The following is a 19,283-nucleotide window of genomic DNA, read 5'->3' on the forward strand; positions in this document are numbered from 1 at the left end:
CACGTTGCCCGTGAGAGCCGACACGAAGGCTGGAATGCAGACACACACTTCCTGTGGTAGCGATCTCGTTTAGGGTTTCGGCTGCCGCCTAGATGGTGGCGGCAACCGAGCGACATGGCAGGTGATCAAACCCCGCTAAGTCTCAAGGAACTGCCCTCATCGTGACCGCGCAGCGCATATTGCGGGCAAGGCTCGAGGCCCCGCGGCCCGTGCTTAATCAGAAGCGTGTCGTTTACCCCGGGCGCTGTTGGCTTGCTTTGATCGACCACGGCCTCGCGGGTGAACCTCGCGCGGCGGTAGTTACCGACGATCAAGCCTATTCCTTCCAGCCGCACGTGTGGAGATCGTACAAGCGTGGGCCTGTGCAAAGTCTTGGGCGTCCCGTCAAACGATGACGTCAATGCTCTGTTGAGATTCGCCAATCTAGCAAAAGGCCCGCCGGAGAACGTCGGGCGGGCCAAGAGCTGGATGGGTCCAGAAGGCTGATGCCTGTTTCAGCCGTGCCGATTGAACCATCAAGCCGAAGACATGGCAACACGCTTAATGTGCTGGACTTCAGTGTAGCCGCGCAGGAACCAGAACACGGCCAAGTGCATTTTTGTATTCGGTCGTGTGCACGTGGCCGCGCGGCCGAGCCCCCCAAAGTGTGGAGGGCGCGCTATGTAACACGTCATGGTGGAGCTTGCATGAAACAGTACAGTTGGACCCTGATGAGGCCTGGAGCCATTCCCAAAATCGGGGTGGGAACCCTTGATGAAGTGGCAGGAGCGGTGCATCGTTGTTAGCTGCCGGGAATTCCATCTGCAGCCTGGCTGATGGACGAGATGAAGGCCAGACAAGATTTGACCGGTACGGCCAGATATAATTACGCGCTAGGTCAACCCGACGAATGGCGCTTTGCCTGGATTGCACAGTGAAGCGCTTACAGGCTGGCGGCATCTCACTTGGCAGGATGACAGGCTTGTCCCTAGAGCAGTAGTCCTAGAGGGGATTTCTCTTTCTCTGATGCCGTTGCGAGACGCGGGTTTGCTTCGCAATTCCTTTTCAATGCCCGAAGCCGACTTCCAAGGCCAAACGTCGACAAGAACACGGCCCATCCAGGGTGCCGGTAAATTGGGCCGCGTCCCTCCGTTCGGCGGTAATCACCAGCGTGATCGAGGCGAGCGGCTAGCGAAGATGCGGCGTCTGATAGACTTTATGGCAGACCGGCACGGCGCCCATTTCGGAAAGGCCGTGCCGCATCAATGTAAACATTCAGAGTTGAGAACAAAGGCCGCGCGTCGAGCTGATACTCTTCAGCAGCGAGCAACGGAGGATGATTGACTCGGCTTGCCATAGGCCGACGATCTGGCCGCTGATTTGAAGACCCTCGCTACTGGTGTCGAACCGCATCGCAACACCGGCAGGCCAGTGACGTTCAGCGGCCCGCCAGACCGCGGAATCCGGGGACTTGCTCCATTCGATAAAAGCGTCGAGCGCTGTTGTGACGGCGTCTCGCGAAAGCCCGGTTGCGATGATGTCGTCGATCGCTTCGTCGACGATACTCGCTATGTTCCGGACTAGGTCTTCGAAATCGCGATCGCCTGCGCAGCCGCCGAAGAAGACGAATGTGTTGCGGCGAGGAACTAAGCCAGCTTGATGAGGCAATTGCACGAGGCGACGACCGACGACGGGATCGTTTCCATGCCTATCATAGGTTCGCTGGTGCGCATGCCAGACCGGCGAAATCCCCGGTGGCTCGGGCCAGAGCAGTAGTCCGTCTTAGTCGTCGTCGCACGGATGACGCGTCCTCCCGGTCACGACGCGCATGCCATGTTGCGCACCACATGTAGCGGGTCGGGGATATGCCCGCGTACGAAGCGGGGATGAGCGACGCCCAGCTTGTCATCGCGGAAAGGCGGATCGAGGATGTTGCCTCCTTTCATCTCAAAGATATCGGTTGCGCCGTCGGTTCTTAGAATTCGCCGACCAGTCTCAAAGCCGGAGTCGGTTGGTTCACCCTTCGGCGTTTTGGGTACGCGACGGCGCGGCGACTAAGCTCTCGACAGCCTCTTGCACCATGTGCAATCTCTTGAGTTCTAGGGCGGCGTCCGGGAGCGCGCGATGGGCAGGCCTAGCGGGCTCTGAGCCGGCTATAACTTCGGAGACGAGCGCAGCAGGGTCGACGCCCCGCATTTGGCTGTCGTGAAGCCGCTTCGAAGCAAATTCAACGAAGAGATTGTCCGACTTGCGAACGCGAAGCGCGTGTCTCGCAACGCCACCAGCGCGAAGGAGGACGCTGAGCCACTTCCCATCCCACGACGGTGAGCTCGCGTAGAGATCATGATTTGCGAGCGTCGCCATCATCTCTTGGACGACAAGGGTAACCGGAACGCCTTCATTGGCTAGCGCCGTTCGGGATATGCCGTGGATGCCTTCGGCCGCTGCCGACCAATCCGTCCAGTTCGGCGCCGGGGCGATCAGGAGGGACCGTGACCGGCCGTCCTCGAACACCCATGCGATTTCGATCGGGTAGCTGTGCTTGCCAAGCGAGGAAGCTTCGAAATCGAGGAACACGTTCATGATAGATCTCTAGTCGAAGTCGCCGGTTCTACCTAGCCGGAAGACGACGACGGGGTCGCCTTCTTCTCCGACTGCGGGACGGCCATCTCGCCGCACCACAAGAACGCCGGCGTGGTGGCCGGCTGCTTCTTTTGCTTCGCCGATGGCCTCTGCCTCCGTCTCGCCGACTACGGTCTCCCATGCCTGGACGGGCTCGCCTCGGTCATCAAGGTCGTAGGCGAAGATGCTGAGCGAGGAGAACGTTCCCGGCATCAGGCGGTACCGTGTTTGGGACGGGCGAGCTGCGCTGCGAGATCGCGGGCGTCATCCTTGCGTCCTTCGTCGTTTGTGCCCTTGACCTTTGCCTTTATCCAGAGAGCTTCTTCTTCCGTCGCTTCGACAGGAAGGCTGGTATCTTCGGGAAGGCCGGGGGCGCTTTGTGCGATCGTCGCGTCCTTCGGGGCGTCGTTGGGGCCGGTTGTGATCTTAGTCATCTCCAGCTCCTCTTCGGATGGCGCGGGCTGCGGAAGCCGCTGGTCGTCGTCCGACCTGTCTAAGGTGCCTTCGTTGCCAGACTTTTGTCGGCGAACATCTTCTCCGCCAGCAGAGGTCGTCGGCTTGCACCTCGTCGGCATTGGCATATCCCTTGCGCTCTTCCATCGCATCAATCCCGGTTGGCCGTCTGCGGAGCGGGAATTCGGTCGTTCGGGTCGGCGCGGCCCGTGGTCGGATCGGCCTCAGTTAGACCGTCGCCCGCCTCGCGGCTGTTGCCTATGTTCACCGGCGGCGCGCGGCGGTCGTCGACGTTGGTCTCGGGCAGCTCGTCGTCCTGAGTATCATTGTTCAGAGACTTCGGAGGAAGCTTAACTGAGCCTGGAATGGACTTGGCAGTCATGGTCGTTCTCCTTGTTCAGAAGGAACTCGCAGACACGGAAGCTGTTCCCCGGACCTCCTCTTAAGCAGGACCGACGGAGACCGCATGAGCCTTACGCACAAGTTTGCTGATAGGTAATCGATTTATCACGTCAACCCGAAGTTCATCACCATGCGCGACCGCCCGGCGCTTGAGTTCCCATCGGAATCTTATCGGCTCTGGGGCAAGAGTTTCAACGATTGCCGGGAACGACAAAAGAGAAGGGCGTCCTTGAAGATGACCGTAGCGACGACTGCTCCACCGGGGTCGCTGATTTCGGAACGCTGCCCGTCCACATGCTCGCCGTTGCGAATTTTTCGGCCAACAAATCTCTGGCGCTCGCCCTAGCTTTAGATTGCAAGGTCGACAGGTTCGAATTGGGTGCCGTTTGGGTCGACAAGCAGTTTTCGGCCGCCCCGGATGTTCAGAAAATACCGCATGTTCTTCGCCTTAATGCATAAGGCCCGCGCCATAAGCGCGGGCCTCAAAACGTCAATGGCTGTTCTTATGGCTCTGCTGGCCCGCTTTCACGTGCTGCTCATGCGAGCCGCCCTGCTTACCGGAGGACGTGCTGCCGGTCTCGGGCGACGCCGACTTCGAAGTCGAAGACTTGCCAGGGGAAGCCTGCTTGGAGCCCGACTTACTCTGACCAGCCTTCGCGTGCTGCTCGTGCGATCCGCCTTGATTTGCCATGGTGTTTTCTCCTCTGTTTGAGACCTTCATGGTCCCGTTTAGAAACTTCGGCACCTTGATCCTTGTTCCGCAGAATGTTCGAAGGTTTACCCCTGTTCGCACTGGGCTGCGCTGGTACCGTTCATTACGCAAAGCGGCCCGAGTATCACCTTCGGACAGAGGCCCCCCCAATAAGGCACGTAGAGGTCCATCAACGCCACATTTGGATGACCGAGTAGGGTCGCCTGATAAACAGAGCCCACCCACTGTGACGGTGCCGTCGTTAGAACGGGGAAGTCTCTCAGCGCAACCTGTCGACCGACTCGGCACAGCCTTAGTGTGATCGATATCCGCCCGTACCGGCGCAACGCTTTAGTTGCACTATCGGCAATGACCGCATGTCTGTCTACTTCCGCGCGGGAACCTCTTCAGCGGTAAATTAGTTTTCTCCGACCACAACAGAGGTAGTCAGATGCAGCTTATCGAAACCCATATCGGAAATTTGAATGACGGGATGATCACGGTCGAGTTCCGTGGAGAAGGCGACGAGCTGGTGGCTGTGAAGCTCGCTTCCGACGGATCACTCGATGGCGATGCAGCCGTACGTCACGCTAAGGCCGTCCTCATTCAAATCACAACTTTCAGCGACGACCGTGACCCTTCCAATGACGAGTTCGAACATTCGGTGGACGATGAAACGGCGATTGATGGTTCGCGCGGCGGAGCGCCCAACCGGTGAGCCTTCCCATTTGCGTGAACAAAGCAGCGGTCGGGCTTGGCCCGGCCGCTGCCGTCCCCACTAGATCATAATCCTTGCCTCTCGCTGCAACGGACAAGCTCTTCCTCGATAGTCTGTAGTTCGTTATGCCGTCATCCAGTTGACTACTAGCGGAGGAGAGGCCTGAGACTGTGGTCGACCCGGTGAGGCGAGACGACTGCGATATTGGCATGGGCGATCTCCACGCCGACATCAGGTGGGCACGAGGGCCGAACTAATGACCGTCGCCCGAAATGGTGGACGCCGCGATGAAGCGTTCCTTCCCGAAATTGTAATAGTAGATAGCGAGGATACGCCCGTCGTTGAGGGCGACGGAACGGGGATAGCCTATGTCCGGCAGCACTGCGTCCCTGCGGATGTCGATCGCCTCCGACCATTTCCGTCCGCCGTCTGAACTGGTGACCATCCGCATGCCAGGGCGGTCGCCCCGAAACCCGTAGACAATAGCAAGGCGCTGTGGGCCCAACCGAACAAGGCTTCCGGGATTGCCGCCAGGTCCGGTATCCTCGACTGGAATGCCTAACGGATGCCACGTGGCACCGTTGTCTTTAGAGCGGAATGTTTCCAGCCAGCCCGCTTGATCAATTCCCCGGCCGCGTCGGACAACGCTGACTATCGCGCCGTCAGAAAGCCGCAGGCTCGACGGCATGATGGCGTACCCGTCTCCATCGAACGGGAGGGAAGTCTTCCAATGAAACGTCAATCCCCCATCGGTTGTCTCGACGCAGAGGCAGCGACCTTCGTTGCCATCGGACTTTGCTGCGGTCATCATGAAGAGGGCGTGGTCGTCTGATAGGGGGACGATATCGGTCCGCGAGGCCAGGCCTTTGAGGTCGAGCCCCTTGAATAAAAATGGTCCTTCCCAGCGCCGGCCGCGGTTTCTCGTGAGGTAGAACCAGCTATGGGCGCGACCGTCAAGGCCGGTACGTGCGACCATCACTGCGATTTCAGGATCCAGAAAATTGACAGGGGTAGAAAGAGCTGGAATGTCTTGCCCACGAAGCTTGGAGCCTGAGCGCAACGGTACGGCGAGATGCTCGTCGGCGGAAAGGCTCTTGCCTCCCGGCACGAAGCCCGCAAAAGTCTCGGGCGACCATGTGGCGCCGCCGTCCACGCTTCTCGCCTGCATTGGCTTGAACTCGTGACTCTTGTCACGGGCGTGGAGCGCACCTTGCTCGCCCAGTTTTCCGTCAGCGAAGACGACTACGATTTCCTCATCCCAAGCCCAAAGACCATAGTTGGCCGGCCACGCCGAAAAATGACCAGGCCGACGAAAGACCTCGTGATGGCTGATCTGCAAGTGGTCACTCATTTTCGACGCCCTCGTAGCTTCGCGGCGAGGATAAAAGCTGAAAGACAGAAGCAGATGCTGTTCGCGAGAATGATCGGAATCTCGCCTTTCATTGAGCCGAACGCGGTCCAAAGGGCAAAGCCGGTTACCGTCAGAAAGTACATGCGGATCGAGATTGCCGCTGTGTCCTTGGTGCGCGCGACCTTTAAGGCTTGTGGAATGAAGCTCACGACAGAGCAGAAAGAGGCGGCGTAGCCGACGAGAGAAATAGGATCCATGGACTCCTCGAGAATTCGTCCAATGAACTTCGCTGTCAGTATGATGTTCCTTGGCCCTGTCGACAAACGACCTGCAGGACCGCTCTAAACCTCCCCGAGGTCATTCACGATGGAAGTTCCGGAAACGATACTCCGCTTCCCAGGGCTCGGACGTGCACTCTCGCTTGTTCCACATTGCTGGAGATTGGCAGGACAGCCATACGCTCGAAGCCGGCATCGGCGCTGCCGTGTCGTCGGAGGGAATTTTTGCTACGATTCGGCCTATCGGCGATGCGGCAGGATGTCCTCAAACCGTTGCTGTAGCAGGCAGTGCCGACCACAGCAGTCAAGAACGTGACGGCCGCAGATACGCAAAACAAGCGACCGTCACGTTGGACGAGCGCAACCCCACCGAAGCGCTCGCAGTTGGCCCCCACCAGTCGTTCCAAGTTAGCGGTCGCTAATGGATTGGCATAGTGCAACCCTGCAACACTGTTGGACGATCGATCGCCAAGGGACAGGCTAAGAGCGGTAGATATCGCGTGGCCCAAAGCTCCCTCCCATAATCTGAGGAAGGATCCACAGATCCCGCAAATCAGTTTGGCTTCCAGTCAAATGGCGGGGCCCTGGCGGCGTGTTCTTCGTCTAGGCGATTGAAGAACATCCGCGCAAGGGCAAGGAAAATTTTAGATGTCACTCCCGTATCTGTTCTCGCCTCGCAGCACGCGAAGGTGGCAGCGCCTGGAATGGGGAATAACTGAAGCTTTGGGAAGAGCTCTGAATGTTGTTTGCACGGCACCAGGCGGCCTTCGCACTTATCGTTCTAGTCGGTGGGCCTGACCAAGATTTCGACGCGTCGGTTTTTCTGACGGCCGTCGGGATCATCTTGCCCGTCAGGGGTCTCGTTGGGGGCAACTGGGTTGGCCTCACCGCGTCCTTCGATTGCGACAGTCGATGGATTGAAATTCGCCGCCGTCGCGAGGTAGTCCTTGACGGCCGCCGCTCTTCGGAGTGACAGCTTGAGGTTATAGGCGTCGCTTCCCTTGCTGTCCGTGTATCCGTCAACAACGAAGCTTGCTTCCTTGAAACGCTGACGGACATCATTGGACATCGCTTGAAGGGCTTGGGTAGCCTTCGGACGCAGTGTCGCCTTGTCGAAGTCGAAGAGGATGTCCGCCGAGAGCGTGTATCGAACGCCGCCTCCTACTTCGGTCACCTCTAAGCCCTTGACGATCGGCGGGGGAGGCGTCTTGGGCCTTGGTCCCAATGCTAGCTCTTCTTGCGTCATTGGTGGTGACCGAAATTCGATGCGGGGTGACGAATAGCCGATCGAGGGTGACACGAAACCCACGCTCGGCGAGCGGGCCGTAAAATTCGGCGGCGCCACGGTAGGGGCTTCTTGTGCTTGCGTTGTGCCTATTGTGACCACTAACAAAGAGAGGGTTCGAATTGCTAGCCTGGTTATCATTGAACAGGAACGTCCATCACGGGAAGCGTTGATCCGAAGCGAACGGCAAACGGACCCGGGTTGCTTTCAGGCGGTGCGAACCATGCCCATGCCTTGAATGTTTCACCTGGCTTTAGTGGCGCTTCTGGCGGCTGTGTGCAAAGGCACTCGCTCGCGACGCCTATCTTGAAACTGATTTTGTTGGGAAAGTCATACAAGGTGATGTCATTAAGACCGTAGCTTGCACGCCCGATGCCGATCTCCGCCAGGTTCACAGGGGCGTCTCCGGTGTTGCTGATCTCATAATCCAGCTGCACGATCTGCTGACCAGGGACGCGTTTCAAATCGAGGATCTTGGCCGAAACGCCAGGCTGAAGCTCAACGGCTGGCGGGAGATTTTGGGCCAGGGCGAGCGTGGCGGCGAGCAACGGGGTGATTACCGTGACGATTGATAGCACGCGATTGAGCAAGTCCCATTCCTCCGAGTTCTGTGGCACCACAAAGTGATAGCGCATCCTAATTTAGGCAATCAGCAATATCGGTTATCCAAAGTATTGTTATGTCAGTGACGGCTACTTGGCAAAATGTCCGCTATACCGACCTTTAAACTCCGCAGTCTAGCTCACCGGCTCTATGACCTCAATTCAGACAAGCCTCGGGATGGGTTTCTCTCGATAGAATCAGGAGGCAATGAAAGAGCACGCGATCTTTTCCGGGGGACGTGAGGGACCTCTTTTGATGGCTAGCCATGAGCGTGAACGTACTGGTGAACCCGAGGATCTCGCTCGCTCTGCTGACTCCTTTCAACTGGAGGCCTATTGTTATGCCTTCCACGTCATGGGCTTTACTTTGTGATCTGACGCCTTGGACTAAATTCTAGGGACATTCGCAGTCGCCACGGCTTTTCGATTGGGTGATGGAACCCAATGAAGCTAGGGTTGTTGTCCAATAACACAATGAGCGGAGCCGCCTCCTGCGCACGGCTGCGGCAGGTTGGTACCGAAGGTCCTCGCGAATAGCCCCAGGCCTGGGGCCTCTGCAATAAGCAACTCTGATCTTGTAGACGGGCGCCTTCCCGCATAGTGCATTTAGATCGGCTAGTTCTCGGAAGTGACCTGAGCAAATAATGATCCTCACCCTCAACAATGTTCGAAAATCGTACCCGACAGCAGAAGGTACCATCGAAATTTTGAAAGGGATCGACTTTGGTGTGGCTTCAGGTGAGACCGTCGCTCTTACTGGTGAATCCGGTAGCGGGAAAAGCACACTTCTCCACTTAGCAGGAGGCCTCGATCGTGCAGACTGTGGGGCCATCGTCATGGATGGCGATGATCTCAGCAAATACTCCGAGAGCGAGCGAGCCCAGTATCGACGGACCAAGGTCGGGCTTATTTTTCAACAGTTCAACCTGATCCCCTCCTTGACCGTCTCGGCAAACATCTCTTTTCACGCCAAGTTGGCTCAGCGCCACGACGGTGCTTGGGAAAAGACTTTGATCGAGGCGTTGGGTTTGCAGCGGTACGCAACCCGTTATCCCGAGCAGCTATCAGGAGGCCAGCAACAGCGTGTCGCCATAGGCCGCACTCTGGCGGCAAGACCGAAGCTCATTCTTGCTGATGAACCGACAGGAAATCTTGACGAGCAGACAGGTGACGCCGTCCTGGACCTGATGCTTGACCTGGCGAGCAGCGCGGGGTCGGCATTGCTTCTTGTTACCCACTCGACGCGGCTCGCGGCTCGGCTGGACCGCACTGTGCATCTTCGTGGTGGAAAGATCGCTTAATGAGCTGGGTCGCGTTTTCCGCGCTTTTATCGCACTGGCGCCGCAAACCTCTGCAGCTGCTCACTTTAGTGCTGGGGATCGCGCTTGCGACAGCGCTTTGGTCTGGTGTGCAAGCAATCAATTCTGAGGCGAGGGCCAGCTATGCTCGCGCCGCATCTGTTCTGGAGCAAGGGTCCCTTGCTCAAATTGTGGCTGATGACGGCACCGGGATTCCCTACGAGATCTATGGGAGCCTTCGACGCCTCGGCTTCGATGTCTCGCCGGTTATCGAAGGGAATCTGCGCCTTGGCACGATCCGCATCCGGTTAATCGGCATAGATCCTTTAACGATGCCAAAAGAGGGTTATGCGCTGAGGGTGACGAGCGGACGCGACCTCACCGGCTTCATCTCTCCTGTTGGAGAGCTGGTGTTGTCCAGCGAAACGGCGGAACGGCTGCGCGGCAACACGGACATGAGCTTTCGGATCGACGAAAACGTTCCTGAAGGCGCGGCATTCGTGGACATCTCGGTCGCTGATCGGTTGCTTGACAAGCATGGCAGGATTGATCGTTTGACAGTCGCTTCCGACCAGGAAATCAGCGCCATCGCCGTCAAACAGATTTCATCTAGGCTCCTGATCCGGCAACCGGTTGAGCAGCCCGACGTCGCGCAATTAACTGACAGCTTTCACCTTAATCTGACTGCTTTTGGCTTTCTTTCCTTCATCGTTGGCCTCTTCATCGTTTACTCCGCTACCGGGCTTACCTTCGAACAACGTCGCAGCACGTTTCGAACGCTACGATCCCTTGGCATTTCCCTCCGGCAGTTGACTGCGATGCTCGTTGTTGAGCTTTCGATACTTGCTGTCGCATCCGGCGTCATCGGGGTCGTGCTTGGATACCTGATTGCGTCGATCCTCATGCCGGGGGTCGCCGCAACCCTTCGCGGACTTTACGGCGCGAACGTCTCCGGGTCACTTTCCATACGCCCAGACTGGTGGCTCGCAGGGCTAGCGATGGCGCTTGCCGGGACAGCAATTTCGTCCGCTCAAAGCCTCTATCGGGTCTGGAAACTTTCCATCCTTGCGGCCGCGCAACCACGAGCATGGGCGCGAGAGTCTATGCAAGGATTGCTAATCCAGGCGGCGCTGGGAGGGGTGCTTCTACTCCTTGCAGGTGTTTTGGCGATAGCCGCGTCCGGATTAGTGGCAGGTTTCGCGGTGCTCGCATGCTTGCTTTTGGGCGCGGCCCTCATGCTTCCGGCCATATTGGCAACCTTTCTCGCCGCCATGCAACGTACGTCGCATAACGCACTTGTCGAATGGTTTTGGGCGGACACCCGCCTTCAGCTTCCGGGGCTTTCACTTGCGTTGATGGCATTGCTACTGGCGCTATCGGCGAATATCGGCGTCGGCACGATGGTTTCCAGTTTCAGGCTGACATTCATCGGATGGCTCGATCAACGTTTGGCCGCCGAACTATACGTTACGGCCAAAGACGAAGCCGAAGCGGCGAGGTTACGGGCCTGGCTTCCATCACACTCCACGTCGGTCCTTCCAATCTGGAGCGTGGATGGCGACGTTACCGGCGAGGAGGTCCAGGTCTTTGGCGTTGCGGACGACCCGACCTACCGCGACCATTGGCCCCTGATCGCGTCCCAGAATGAGGTTTGGGATAAGATCGCCAAAGGTGAGGGTGCTCTGATCAACGAGCAGATGTGGCGGCGCGGGGTAGCGCGGATGGGAGAGCTCGTAGCCATGCCTGGAGGCTGGAATGCTAAGGTGGTAGGAGTCTACTCTGATTACGGAAACCCAAATGGGCAGGTTATCATCGGGATTGACACCTTGGTCGCCCATTACCCTCAGGTAGCCAAGCTTCGATACGGCGTACGTGTTCCGCTTGAACGGTCGACGGAGCTGAAGCGACAGATAATCGAGGATTTTGGTCTCCCAGAAACCGCCGTCGTGGATCAAGCCTCGCTCAAGAGGCAATCGCGAGCGATTTTCGATCAGACGTTCAAGGTTACAGGAGCCCTTAACGTGCTCACCTTGGCTGTAGCCGGTTTCGCCATGTTTTCCAGTCTCTTGACACTCTCGGGAATTCGGCTTCCCCAACTGGCGCCCGTTTGGGCGATGGGGGTGCGTCGGCGTGATCTGGCACTGTATGAGGTCGCCCGAACGCTGGCGCTTTGGCTCGCCACGTTCGTCACAGCGATACCCTTGGGTCTTGTGTTGGCATTGGTGCTGCTGGCCCGTGTCAACGTTGAGGCATTCGGATGGCGACTACCCATGCAAGTGTTCCCCATGGACTGGCTATTGCTCGGTTTTGTCGCCTTTCTCGCGGCACTTGCGTCGGTATTCTTTCCAGTCCATCGCCTTGCAACGATCAATCCGGGCGATCTGCTTAGGATTTTTGCCAATGAACGGTAAAGCCGTTGCTTTAATATTGCTGGGCGCTGCCATGATGGGTTCAGCGGGAAATACGCTGGGGCAAGGGTTTGCCGGACTGGGATCGGACGCCAAAGGCTTTGCGATTCCTCAGCGCGGCTCCGAATTATCGTTTCCAAGGGACCACGGAGCGCACCCGGACTATCGCATCGAATGGTGGTACGTGACCGCCAATCTCAAGGGGCAAGACGGCACGCAATATGGAGCACAGTGGACGCTTTTCCGATCAGCGCTTGCCCCGGAAAGTAAGGCTGGCTTCGCTGATCCTCAGATCTGGATCGGACATGCGGCCATAACGACGTCCGACCACCAATACGTCGCAGAGCGGTTGGGCCGTGGCGGCGTTGGTCAGGCGGGCGTGACGGCCGCGCCTTTCCGCGCCTGGATAGACGACTGGACAATGTCAGCCGCTGACAATTTAAACTCCGATGCTTTGGCAAATCTCTCTCTAAAAGCCGCTGGGCAGGACTTTAGTTACGCTCTGGACCTTACGGCCAAAAGCCCACTCGTTCTCCAGGGTGATAAAGGTTTCTCGGTCAAGTCGGCAAGCGGGCAGGCGAGCTACTACTACTCCCAGCCGTTCTATCAGGTCTCCGGAACTATCGAGGTATCGGGGAGGCCCATCACGGTCAGCGGTAACGCTTGGCTCGACAGGGAATGGTCGTCTCAACCCTTGGCTTCGAACCAAACGGGGTGGGATTGGTTTTCGCTGCACTTGGCCAGCGGAGAGAAGCTGATGGCGTTTCGTCTCCGTGACGACAAGGATGGGTTTATTTCAGCGAACTGGATCTCTCCCGATGGACGCACATCGCCGCTAACAAAAGACCAGGTTCATCTCACGCCATTGCGTACCGCGACGGTCGATGGGAGGCAGCTTCCGGTGTCATGGCGAATAGAGATCCCCTCAAAATCGCTGGACATCCAAACGCGACCGTTAAACGATCAGTCGTGGATGGCAACGTCCACCCCGTACTGGGAGGGCCCTGTTTCGTTCGAAGGCTCCACCACCGGCGTAGGCTACCTTGAGATGACGGGCTACAGGTAGGAACCAGTAGCTCAGGTTTAGAGGAGATGCAGACTTATGCGGCCTTTCAAGTTCGGGACTTAAAGGCGCCAGGTCGCGGACATCAATTTCCAGGTCATGCAGCAGGCAAAGGCCAAAGACCATCTTCGCCCGGACTTGCGTCGAAATCCTTAGAGCTTATTACCTATGAGGCAGCGGCAGTTCACGTTTCACCTTGGAAACGCTCGGTGTGGATACGGTTCGATATCGCGCTTCGACCAGATTGTAGATCCCAAAGGCGGCAAAGCCTATGGCAACCGCAAGATACAACACCCCGCCAAGCGGAAGCTGCCTCACGAAAGTCAGTGCATCACTCGTGCTCCCAGCTTGATCGGCGTCAACGCTAAATGCTGCGTAGCAGAAGAAAACCCCGACGATCGCGAAGACGATCCCGCGTGAAACCAACCCGTAGATACAAACGAGGATCAGCGGTCGGCTCTGACCGAGCTTCAGGTACCTTTCGAACTTACGAGAAATCCCTTTGAGTGCGGTCGCTATACCGCCCACCAAAAACCCGACGCCAATGGCACCGGCCAGATATCTACCAAACGGTTGCGACATCGCCCACTCGGCAAGATCTTTTTCGCCACCATCGCCTGCTGATCCCACGCCCAGCGCGCCTTTGAAAGCGTAAATTGCCAGGCCGATATACGTAACGGCACTCCCGAGAAGGGCAACCCGGATCAGATAACTTTTCGCACTTGCGTCGTGATTGTCGGCATTGGCAATTGATTGAGCAAGTCGCCAGGCCACAAACCCCAGCAAACCGATCCCTATCAGTCCGAGCCATAATCTGCCAAAGGGCTGGTCAAGCAGTGAGTCGAGCGCAGATTTGGTGTCCGGCTTACCACCGCCAAAACTCGAAAACAGAGCGAGCCCTGCCACAAGCAAAAAGACAATCCCTCGGGCGCTGTAGCCCGCTCGGGCAAGCCATTCAAACTTTGGTTCGTTCATTTTTCGATCTCCCCGCCGCTCGTAAACGAGCAGGCTGTAAAACGGTTCCTGGCCGGACGGGCCCCATCGTGGTCCCGAATTTGCCACGTCGCCGACGAATTCCTGTAGGCGAAAAATGAGCGCGGGCGTGTTATCGGCTGGTAGCATCCGCTGCCGATGGCAATTCGATGTACCTTATCAGCGAAGGTCGCTCTGGCACTGTAATTGCGGATGTTCCTGTCACCGGCTGCCCAAGCGTCGAGTATGCCGTGAACTGCACGATGTAGAGGCCAGGCTGAAGCTTGTCCGAAACGGGGATCAACAAATTCGTCCGATCCGCTCCATATCCGAGCATACCTGTGGGAATGGGGCCGCTTGGTCCGAAAATCTCAACTTCCGAACGTTCAGGATCCACTGGCGCGGTAAAGGTGAGACTGATGTTGTCGTTGAAATTGACATCGTCATGCATATCGGGGGTAGGGTTGATGCTTGCATTTGCCATCGGGGTGAGGCCGAGAAATGCCGAAATGGCGATTGCATGTGCAAACCTATACATAATCGACTCCGTTTCCGTTCTTGCGGTGATAATTCGCGACGCTGCAATCCGTTCCGAGCACTGCAAGACTACGAGGTGCCAAGCTGGAATCGGCCAGCTGGCGTCATTGTTGAATCCAAAGGGTATAAATTCTGTTCCCTTTATGTTCTTTTCTTGCTACTCGTATTGAAAAGGCAGGTGGCGACATGAAATTCGATATAGCACTCCATCGCGATCAACGCCGTTTGGCGGTTGCAAAGTTTGACGCTCTTCCCGAAGGTAATCCCCTCCGCGAAAGATATAGAGATTGGATTCGACGGTTGGATGAAATCATCGCTAGCGCCGTTTTGCCAACGCAAGATGAGAACTCGAATGCGTTAGTGACGACCATAGGCCAACTCGATGATGTCTCTGATCTATCCGCGAGCAACATTAGAAGTTTACCTGGCGCGATATCCCAAAGTCTGGTTGGTCTAGGCAGGCCCATTGGTTCGACGAACAGCAAAGCCGTTCGGCAACCGGCAAGTGCCCTGGCGCCACAGCATGCAAAGCTCAAGATGGAAAAGGATTTTGCCAGATCGCGCAAAAGTGAGAAGGCCGCCGTCTGTGGTCATGAGGCGCAGGCCCGAAAGGATAGGCTCATCGCTGAAAATCGGCTGCTTAAGTGCATGCTGGTCAGGTTTGGCTAATAGAGGATTGTCAGCGGTATCTTGCGTGACGTAGTTGCCGCCGAGCAAACGCGCGGTCAGGATTTCGAAGGTCAAACTGAGATATTGCCATATGGGTGCGCCGACCGACGAAATCGACCTCATACTCTCATTGATCCCGACTGGTCCGCGAGCGGAAAAGCTTCGGAGGGAGCCAGATCCCAAGGCAGCAGCCTTTATCGCTGCGGTAGACACAGATGACGAGCTTGAGGTCGATGCTGACGTGGTAGTTTCACGCGGTGAAGATGATGGTGCGCTCGCTATGAGCTGGATATGGGTACCAGCAAAAGCCGCTGATATCTCCTTGGTCGTGAGGAGGGCGACGAGATCGTTTTCAGGATGTAATCGCTGAAACGCGATGCCTCTCACCTTGGCGTCGGCATCATAGGCTTGGGACGGTGACACTGGCCATTGCCGCCGAGATTGTTGCCGCGGAGAACGCTGGTGYAGATTTCCACTTCACGACCAGATGCGAGTACCGAAGTATACAGCGGGCAGGGCGGCGAAGTGATATTCGTTTAGCAAAAGCCGTTTATTTTCAGCACTCTATAAGCTTTTATTGTAGCTTGCAACCGATCCTCGGAGTGTCGACTGCCGTCATTGGCATCTGGATGATGGAGTTTCAGCTTCTCCTTGTAGCGGAGTCTTATATCGTCCGGACTTGCATTATGTGACAACCCAAGTGTGTCAAAAGCTTGAGCTTCAAGCGGCCGTAGCCTGCGTTGCTGAGCCGAGGAAATGGTGCCTGCTGAATAGCTGGCTTTCCCGCGTGCCCTGAGTGATTTCGCTGAGCCTGAGGGAACTGATGAAGGGAGCGGTGTCTCCAAGTTATGCGCGTTTGTCCTCACACCACGCGCCGGAATTTTGCCGCTCGCGGCATCGAGCTGGTACTTTGCAACAATTGGGTCAGACTTGCTTGGCGAATAGTCGTAGCCTTTGTTGTATTGGCGTGAATGCTCAGCACAAAACAGAAGATACAGCCCTTCCGCAGCGCCACCCACTGGAGCCCTCTGGGTGCCAAAATTCTCGCAGCCTTCCCACTGACACTTGGGGCCGCTTTGTTCAGTGTGCTTTTGGCGGCTAGCGCGTATTGGCCGAATGCCAACGAAGATCTTTGAAACGGTCATCAGGCTGATATATGGTGGACGCTCCGTCACGGGCAAGCTACAACTTCGCTGTGTGGCGTGATGATGTCCTGGATCATTTCACTTATGACTGCCGCTGCAAGAGCTGATCGGAGCATCAGCTCTTTCGGCACGGTGGTGGTGACCAACTTTACACGTGTGAACTCACAGACATCGGCAGTCAAAAACACCTCCGCGTTGACGGAGAAATTAATCGGCTTCGGCGTCAACTTGCGAACGAACTGAGGCTGCAGGACGATCAGCTCAAACAAATGCTTCGGCGCTTCGATCTGTCTTAGCCTGTCACAGCCAAAATGGCCCCGATTGCGACGGCTCGGTAAGCAACCATACATTGGCATCTTTGCATGTTCTTAACCAGATAAGGGCTAGTGATAGGCGATTGTGTGCCGGAAGTCGTCAAAATGTCTCCATCAAACACGTCTGTCTCTGTCTCCCTAAAATTCCTTGTATCGGTTGCTTGCTGGGCCGTCGTGGTCGGGGCGATTTACGGAACAATGGTATGGGCCACTCGCCAAAGTGACGAAACGGCGGTCCAGCGCCAGGAAAGTCTCGTCAGCCGGATCGTCAGCGAGATGCAGGATAGAATTGCTCATGACCAGGAAAGTGCAACCGTTTGGGACGATGCTGTTCGCAAGGTAGGTGAGGGGGATCGCGAATGGATACAAGCAAATCTCGGCAAGTGGATGCATACCTACTTTGGCCACGACGCTGCATTTGTGATCGGCCCCGCCAATAACCTGGTATATGGATTTTCGGACGCCGACAACGATCCGGAGAAAGCTTATCCGACTGTCTATGTGAAGGTCCGAACGCTGATCGATGAACTTCGTCGACGCCTGGCTGCTGGTGATACATCCGGCACTTCCGACCGGACACTCAGCATCGGCGAGAGCGATATAGTAAGCATCAACGGTAGCCCGGCAGTTGTAAGCGTCAAACCGATCATCTCCGATAGCGGCGAGATTAAGCAGCTCGCAGGCGAACAGCCACTCCACATCGCGGTACGTTATCTGGACGGCGACTTCACTCAGATGCTCGGTTCGCGCTACTTGTTTACCGGAATGCAGTTCGACTGGAGCAGCGGCAATCCCAACCGCCGTTATTTTCCACTGACGGCACATGACGGGAGTAGTATGGGATTTTTCAGTTGGGAGCCATTCCTGCCTGGAAAGGCCGTGCTTGAAGCGACCAGGCCCGTTTTCGCGCTGGCAGCACTCTTGATGCTGGGGGCAGTTGCAGCTTTCGTCATGCTTCTACAGCGCCGCGCGGACCGTTTGCGCAAAAGCCAGGGCGAGCTTTTCTATCTCGCCCATCATGACGCTCTAAGCGGACTTCCTAACCGTATTTCATTCAACGCCAAGGTCGACCAGGTCCTGGCGAAATCCGCGGCAGCTGTATTTTTCCTCGACCTTGACCGTTTTAAGCAGGTCAATGACACATTGGGCCATCCGGCCGGCGATAGCTTACTCGTCGATGTGGCGGCGCGGCTAAAGGCGACGGTTGGAAGCGACATAATGGTCGCTCGGATTGGCGGCGATGAGTTTACCATCCTCATTGAGGCACCAACTTCAAGTGGGGTCCAACAGCTGGCGGAAAAGCTTATCTCTGTGGTTCGTCAACCTTTCGAGATCGATGGTCAGCCAATCTTGATTGGTATGAGCATCGGTATTGCTTTCTCATCTGGCGGCAAGTCGGATACCACCGACATCTTGCGGAGGGCTGACATCGCGCTCTATAGCGCCAAGAGCACCGGCCGCAATCGTTACGTGATTTTCGGGCCGCATATGGACGAGATGGTCAAAACGCGGCGCGACCTGGAACAGGACTTACGCACGGCTATTAAAAGCGGAAGCCAGATTGAAGTGCACTATCAACCCGTCTACGGCGCAAAAAGCAATCATTTGGTGGGCGTTGAGGCGCTTGCCAGATGGCGGCACCCGTCAAGAGGGCTGATTTCCCCGGACACCTTCATCGCGATCGCCGAGGAGGCGGGCCTTATCGATAGCTTGGGCGAATGCGTACTAGCAACGGCTTTAAGCGACGCCAGAGCTTGGCCAAACCTTTCTGTGGCAGTCAATGCCTCGGCGGTCGAGTTGCGGGGGGAAACCTATGCGCTACGTGTAATTTCGGCTCTCGAAAAGACGGGTTTTGATCCTGCGATGTTAGAGATCGAAATCACCGAAAGCGCGTTGCTCGAAAACGAGGACACCTGTCGCCGCAATATCAACGCTCTGCGTCAAATCGGCGTTCGGTTCGCACTCGACGATTTCGGAACAGGGTTCTCGTCATTTGGACGTTTGCAGCAGCTCGATGTTGACCGCATCAAGATCGACCGTTGCTTCGTTGCAAGCTATGGGACCGCAGAGAACAATGACGCGATCGTCCAGGCGATGATTAGTCTTGCCCGCGCCAAAGGACTGAAGATTACGGCAGAAGGCATAGAAACTATCGAGCAGAAAGCATGGCTCAGTGAGCTAGGTTGCGACGATCTCCAAGGCTATATCCTATCCAAGCCCCTGCTCCCGGAACTGATAAGCGAACTCCATACCGGCAATGCTCGCCAAGCGTAGACTTAAGGAAAATTCCGTTCAGTGGCTGAACACGCCATCACCATGGCGCCGAATGATGGGACATTGGTGTCGGAATGGCATGCGGGTCGTCCGCTGGCTGCCGGAGAAGAGTCCAAGCCATGCAGATTTTAGTACGAGTGAGATGAAGTGGCGCTGGACGCCACAACTGACTGCGACTTGTCGACCTCATCGTATTCAAAAATGGGCTAAGCAAGTGGGGTG

The 19,283-nt window shown here is 56.6% G+C and carries 22 protein-coding genes; 7 read left to right on the forward strand and 15 right to left on the reverse strand.

The genetic code is table 11. The features are described from left to right. Positions 1–1,254 precede the first annotated feature (1,254 nt). From AC1DIJ_RS14960 to AC1DIJ_RS14980, 5 genes are all read right to left on the reverse strand, one after another. Positions 1,255–1,653 carry a hypothetical protein gene (locus tag AC1DIJ_RS14960; RefSeq protein ID WP_442208141.1) on the reverse strand — a complete coding sequence of 133 codons (399 nt, stop codon included), beginning with the start codon at positions 1,651–1,653 and terminating at the stop codon, positions 1,255–1,257. Positions 1,654–1,995: 342 nt separating this feature from the next. Continuing rightward, positions 1,996–2,562: a 3'-5' exonuclease family protein gene (locus AC1DIJ_RS14965; RefSeq protein WP_112389375.1), complete on the reverse strand. Its 567-nt coding sequence runs from the start codon at positions 2,560–2,562 to the stop codon at positions 1,996–1,998. A gap of 9 nt (positions 2,563–2,571) precedes the next feature. After that, entirely contained in the window at positions 2,572–2,814 is a 243-nt protein-coding gene (locus AC1DIJ_RS14970; RefSeq protein ID WP_112389374.1) for a hypothetical protein, read from the reverse strand. Beyond that, a complete protein-coding gene (locus AC1DIJ_RS14975) occupies positions 2,814–3,035 on the reverse strand; it encodes a hypothetical protein (RefSeq protein WP_112389540.1) in 222 nt (73 codons plus the stop codon). Before AC1DIJ_RS14975 ends, AC1DIJ_RS14970 begins: the two co-directional genes overlap by 1 nt. Before the next feature lie 170 nt (positions 3,036–3,205). After that, positions 3,206–3,436, reverse strand: a complete 231-nt coding sequence (locus tag AC1DIJ_RS14980; RefSeq protein WP_112389373.1) for a hypothetical protein — start codon at positions 3,434–3,436, stop codon at positions 3,206–3,208. A gap of 218 nt (positions 3,437–3,654) precedes the next feature. Between AC1DIJ_RS14980 and AC1DIJ_RS14985 the strand changes: the two genes are divergently transcribed. After that, positions 3,655–3,915: a hypothetical protein gene (locus tag AC1DIJ_RS14985; protein WP_112389372.1), complete on the forward strand. Its 261-nt coding sequence runs from the start codon at positions 3,655–3,657 to the stop codon at positions 3,913–3,915. Positions 3,916–3,946: 31 nt separating this feature from the next. On the opposite strand, the gene AC1DIJ_RS14990 is transcribed toward AC1DIJ_RS14985, so the two are convergent. Beyond that, entirely contained in the window at positions 3,947–4,147 is a 201-nt protein-coding gene (locus AC1DIJ_RS14990) for a hypothetical protein (RefSeq protein WP_112389371.1), read from the reverse strand. A gap of 451 nt (positions 4,148–4,598) precedes the next feature. Here AC1DIJ_RS14990 and AC1DIJ_RS14995 point away from each other — a divergent pair, with 451 nt between their 5' ends. Then, positions 4,599–4,865: a vWA domain-containing protein gene (locus AC1DIJ_RS14995; protein WP_112389370.1), complete on the forward strand. Its 267-nt coding sequence runs from the start codon at positions 4,599–4,601 to the stop codon at positions 4,863–4,865. Positions 4,866–5,118: 253 nt separating this feature from the next. Here the strand turns inward: AC1DIJ_RS14995 and AC1DIJ_RS15000 are convergent, their stop codons facing one another. The 4 genes from AC1DIJ_RS15000 to AC1DIJ_RS15015 all read right to left on the reverse strand — a co-directional run bounded on the left by AC1DIJ_RS15000 (position 5,119) and on the right by AC1DIJ_RS15015 (position 8,369). Next, positions 5,119–6,216, reverse strand: coding sequence for a sialidase family protein (locus AC1DIJ_RS15000; RefSeq protein WP_112389369.1), 1,098 nt, complete (start codon positions 6,214–6,216; stop codon positions 5,119–5,121). Beyond that, the gene (locus AC1DIJ_RS15005) at positions 6,213–6,473 is read right to left on the reverse strand and encodes a SemiSWEET family sugar transporter (protein WP_112389539.1); all 261 of its coding nucleotides are present in this window, start codon (positions 6,471–6,473) and stop codon (positions 6,213–6,215) included. The genes AC1DIJ_RS15000 and AC1DIJ_RS15005 overlap by 4 nt, the downstream gene beginning before the upstream one ends. 802 nt (positions 6,474–7,275) lie before the next feature. Next, positions 7,276–7,668, reverse strand: a complete 393-nt coding sequence (locus tag AC1DIJ_RS15010) for an OmpA family protein (RefSeq protein WP_477831443.1) — start codon at positions 7,666–7,668, stop codon at positions 7,276–7,278. A 248-nt stretch (positions 7,669–7,916) separates the two neighbouring features. Further along, on the reverse strand, positions 7,917–8,369 hold the full coding sequence (locus AC1DIJ_RS15015; RefSeq protein WP_148194380.1) for a DUF1573 domain-containing protein: 453 nt from the start codon (positions 8,367–8,369) through the stop codon (positions 7,917–7,919). Between the two features lie 656 nt (positions 8,370–9,025). Here AC1DIJ_RS15015 and AC1DIJ_RS15020 point away from each other — a divergent pair. From AC1DIJ_RS15020 to AC1DIJ_RS15030, 3 genes are read left to right on the forward strand one after another with little or no spacing between them, the layout of a single operon-like run. Beyond that, complete coding sequence (locus AC1DIJ_RS15020) at positions 9,026–9,682, forward strand: ABC transporter ATP-binding protein (RefSeq protein WP_112389366.1); 657 nt, start codon at positions 9,026–9,028, stop codon at positions 9,680–9,682. Continuing rightward, positions 9,682–12,090, forward strand: a complete 2,409-nt coding sequence (locus AC1DIJ_RS15025) for an ABC transporter permease (protein ID WP_310295240.1) — start codon at positions 9,682–9,684, stop codon at positions 12,088–12,090. Before AC1DIJ_RS15020 ends, AC1DIJ_RS15025 begins: the two co-directional genes overlap by 1 nt. Next, on the forward strand, positions 12,080–13,153 hold the full coding sequence (locus AC1DIJ_RS15030) for a lipocalin-like domain-containing protein (RefSeq protein ID WP_112389364.1): 1,074 nt from the start codon (positions 12,080–12,082) through the stop codon (positions 13,151–13,153). Before AC1DIJ_RS15025 ends, AC1DIJ_RS15030 begins: the two co-directional genes overlap by 11 nt. Positions 13,154–13,312: 159 nt before the next feature. On the opposite strand, the gene AC1DIJ_RS15035 is transcribed toward AC1DIJ_RS15030, so the two are convergent. From AC1DIJ_RS15035 to AC1DIJ_RS15045, 3 genes are all read right to left on the reverse strand, one after another. Beyond that, complete coding sequence (locus tag AC1DIJ_RS15035) at positions 13,313–14,125, reverse strand: DUF1206 domain-containing protein (RefSeq protein ID WP_112389363.1); 813 nt, start codon at positions 14,123–14,125, stop codon at positions 13,313–13,315. A gap of 130 nt (positions 14,126–14,255) precedes the next feature. After that, positions 14,256–14,660: a copper resistance protein CopC gene (locus tag AC1DIJ_RS15040; protein WP_112389362.1), complete on the reverse strand. Its 405-nt coding sequence runs from the start codon at positions 14,658–14,660 to the stop codon at positions 14,256–14,258. 452 nt (positions 14,661–15,112) lie between these two features. Beyond that, entirely contained in the window at positions 15,113–15,403 is a 291-nt protein-coding gene (locus tag AC1DIJ_RS15045; protein ID WP_477831444.1) for a hypothetical protein, read from the reverse strand. Positions 15,404–15,419: 16 nt separating this feature from the next. Here AC1DIJ_RS15045 and AC1DIJ_RS15050 point away from each other — a divergent pair, with 16 nt between their 5' ends. Further along, entirely contained in the window at positions 15,420–15,698 is a 279-nt protein-coding gene (locus AC1DIJ_RS15050) for a hypothetical protein (protein ID WP_112389360.1), read from the forward strand. A 166-nt stretch (positions 15,699–15,864) separates the two neighbouring features. On the opposite strand, the gene AC1DIJ_RS15055 is transcribed toward AC1DIJ_RS15050, so the two are convergent. Both AC1DIJ_RS15055 and AC1DIJ_RS15060 read right to left on the reverse strand, forming a co-directional pair. Further along, a complete protein-coding gene (locus AC1DIJ_RS15055) occupies positions 15,865–16,473 on the reverse strand; it encodes a J domain-containing protein (protein WP_112389359.1) in 609 nt (202 codons plus the stop codon). A 26-nt stretch (positions 16,474–16,499) separates the two neighbouring features. Then, complete coding sequence (locus AC1DIJ_RS15060; protein ID WP_162706042.1) at positions 16,500–16,742, reverse strand: hypothetical protein; 243 nt, start codon at positions 16,740–16,742, stop codon at positions 16,500–16,502. A gap of 132 nt (positions 16,743–16,874) precedes the next feature. Here AC1DIJ_RS15060 and AC1DIJ_RS15065 point away from each other — a divergent pair, with 132 nt between their 5' ends. Further along, entirely contained in the window at positions 16,875–19,061 is a 2,187-nt protein-coding gene (locus tag AC1DIJ_RS15065; protein ID WP_310295246.1) for a bifunctional diguanylate cyclase/phosphodiesterase, read from the forward strand. Positions 19,062–19,283 lie beyond the last annotated feature (222 nt).

Source organism: Rhizobium sp. 10N427 (assembly GCF_056394605.1).

Excerpts from the sequence above, each read along its gene's own strand:
- AC1DIJ_RS14995 (WP_112389370.1), top strand. The coding sequence starts at position 4,599 with ATGCAGCTTATCGAAACCCATATCGGAAATTTGAATGACGGGATGATC.
- AC1DIJ_RS14965 (WP_112389375.1), bottom strand. The coding sequence starts at position 2,562 with ATGAACGTGTTCCTCGATTTCGAAGCTTCCTCGCTTGGCAAGCACAGC.
- AC1DIJ_RS14970 (WP_112389374.1), bottom strand. The coding sequence starts at position 2,814 with ATGCCGGGAACGTTCTCCTCGCTCAGCATCTTCGCCTACGACCTTGAT.
- AC1DIJ_RS15040 (WP_112389362.1), bottom strand. The coding sequence starts at position 14,660 with ATGTATAGGTTTGCACATGCAATCGCCATTTCGGCATTTCTCGGCCTC.
- AC1DIJ_RS15005 (WP_112389539.1), bottom strand. The coding sequence starts at position 6,473 with ATGGATCCTATTTCTCTCGTCGGCTACGCCGCCTCTTTCTGCTCTGTC.
- AC1DIJ_RS15030 (WP_112389364.1), top strand. The coding sequence starts at position 12,080 with ATGAACGGTAAAGCCGTTGCTTTAATATTGCTGGGCGCTGCCATGATG.
- AC1DIJ_RS14990 (WP_112389371.1), bottom strand. The coding sequence starts at position 4,147 with ATGGCAAATCAAGGCGGATCGCACGAGCAGCACGCGAAGGCTGGTCAG.
- AC1DIJ_RS15035 (WP_112389363.1), bottom strand. The coding sequence starts at position 14,125 with ATGAACGAACCAAAGTTTGAATGGCTTGCCCGAGCGGGCTACAGCGCC.
- AC1DIJ_RS15020 (WP_112389366.1), top strand. The coding sequence starts at position 9,026 with ATGATCCTCACCCTCAACAATGTTCGAAAATCGTACCCGACAGCAGAA.
- AC1DIJ_RS14980 (WP_112389373.1), bottom strand. The coding sequence starts at position 3,436 with ATGACTGCCAAGTCCATTCCAGGCTCAGTTAAGCTTCCTCCGAAGTCT.
- AC1DIJ_RS15055 (WP_112389359.1), bottom strand. The coding sequence starts at position 16,473 with ATGACCGTTTCAAAGATCTTCGTTGGCATTCGGCCAATACGCGCTAGC.
- AC1DIJ_RS15025 (WP_310295240.1), top strand. The coding sequence starts at position 9,682 with ATGAGCTGGGTCGCGTTTTCCGCGCTTTTATCGCACTGGCGCCGCAAA.
- AC1DIJ_RS15050 (WP_112389360.1), top strand. The coding sequence starts at position 15,420 with ATGGGTGCGCCGACCGACGAAATCGACCTCATACTCTCATTGATCCCG.
- AC1DIJ_RS14975 (WP_112389540.1), bottom strand. The coding sequence starts at position 3,035 with ATGACTAAGATCACAACCGGCCCCAACGACGCCCCGAAGGACGCGACG.
- AC1DIJ_RS15000 (WP_112389369.1), bottom strand. The coding sequence starts at position 6,216 with ATGAGTGACCACTTGCAGATCAGCCATCACGAGGTCTTTCGTCGGCCT.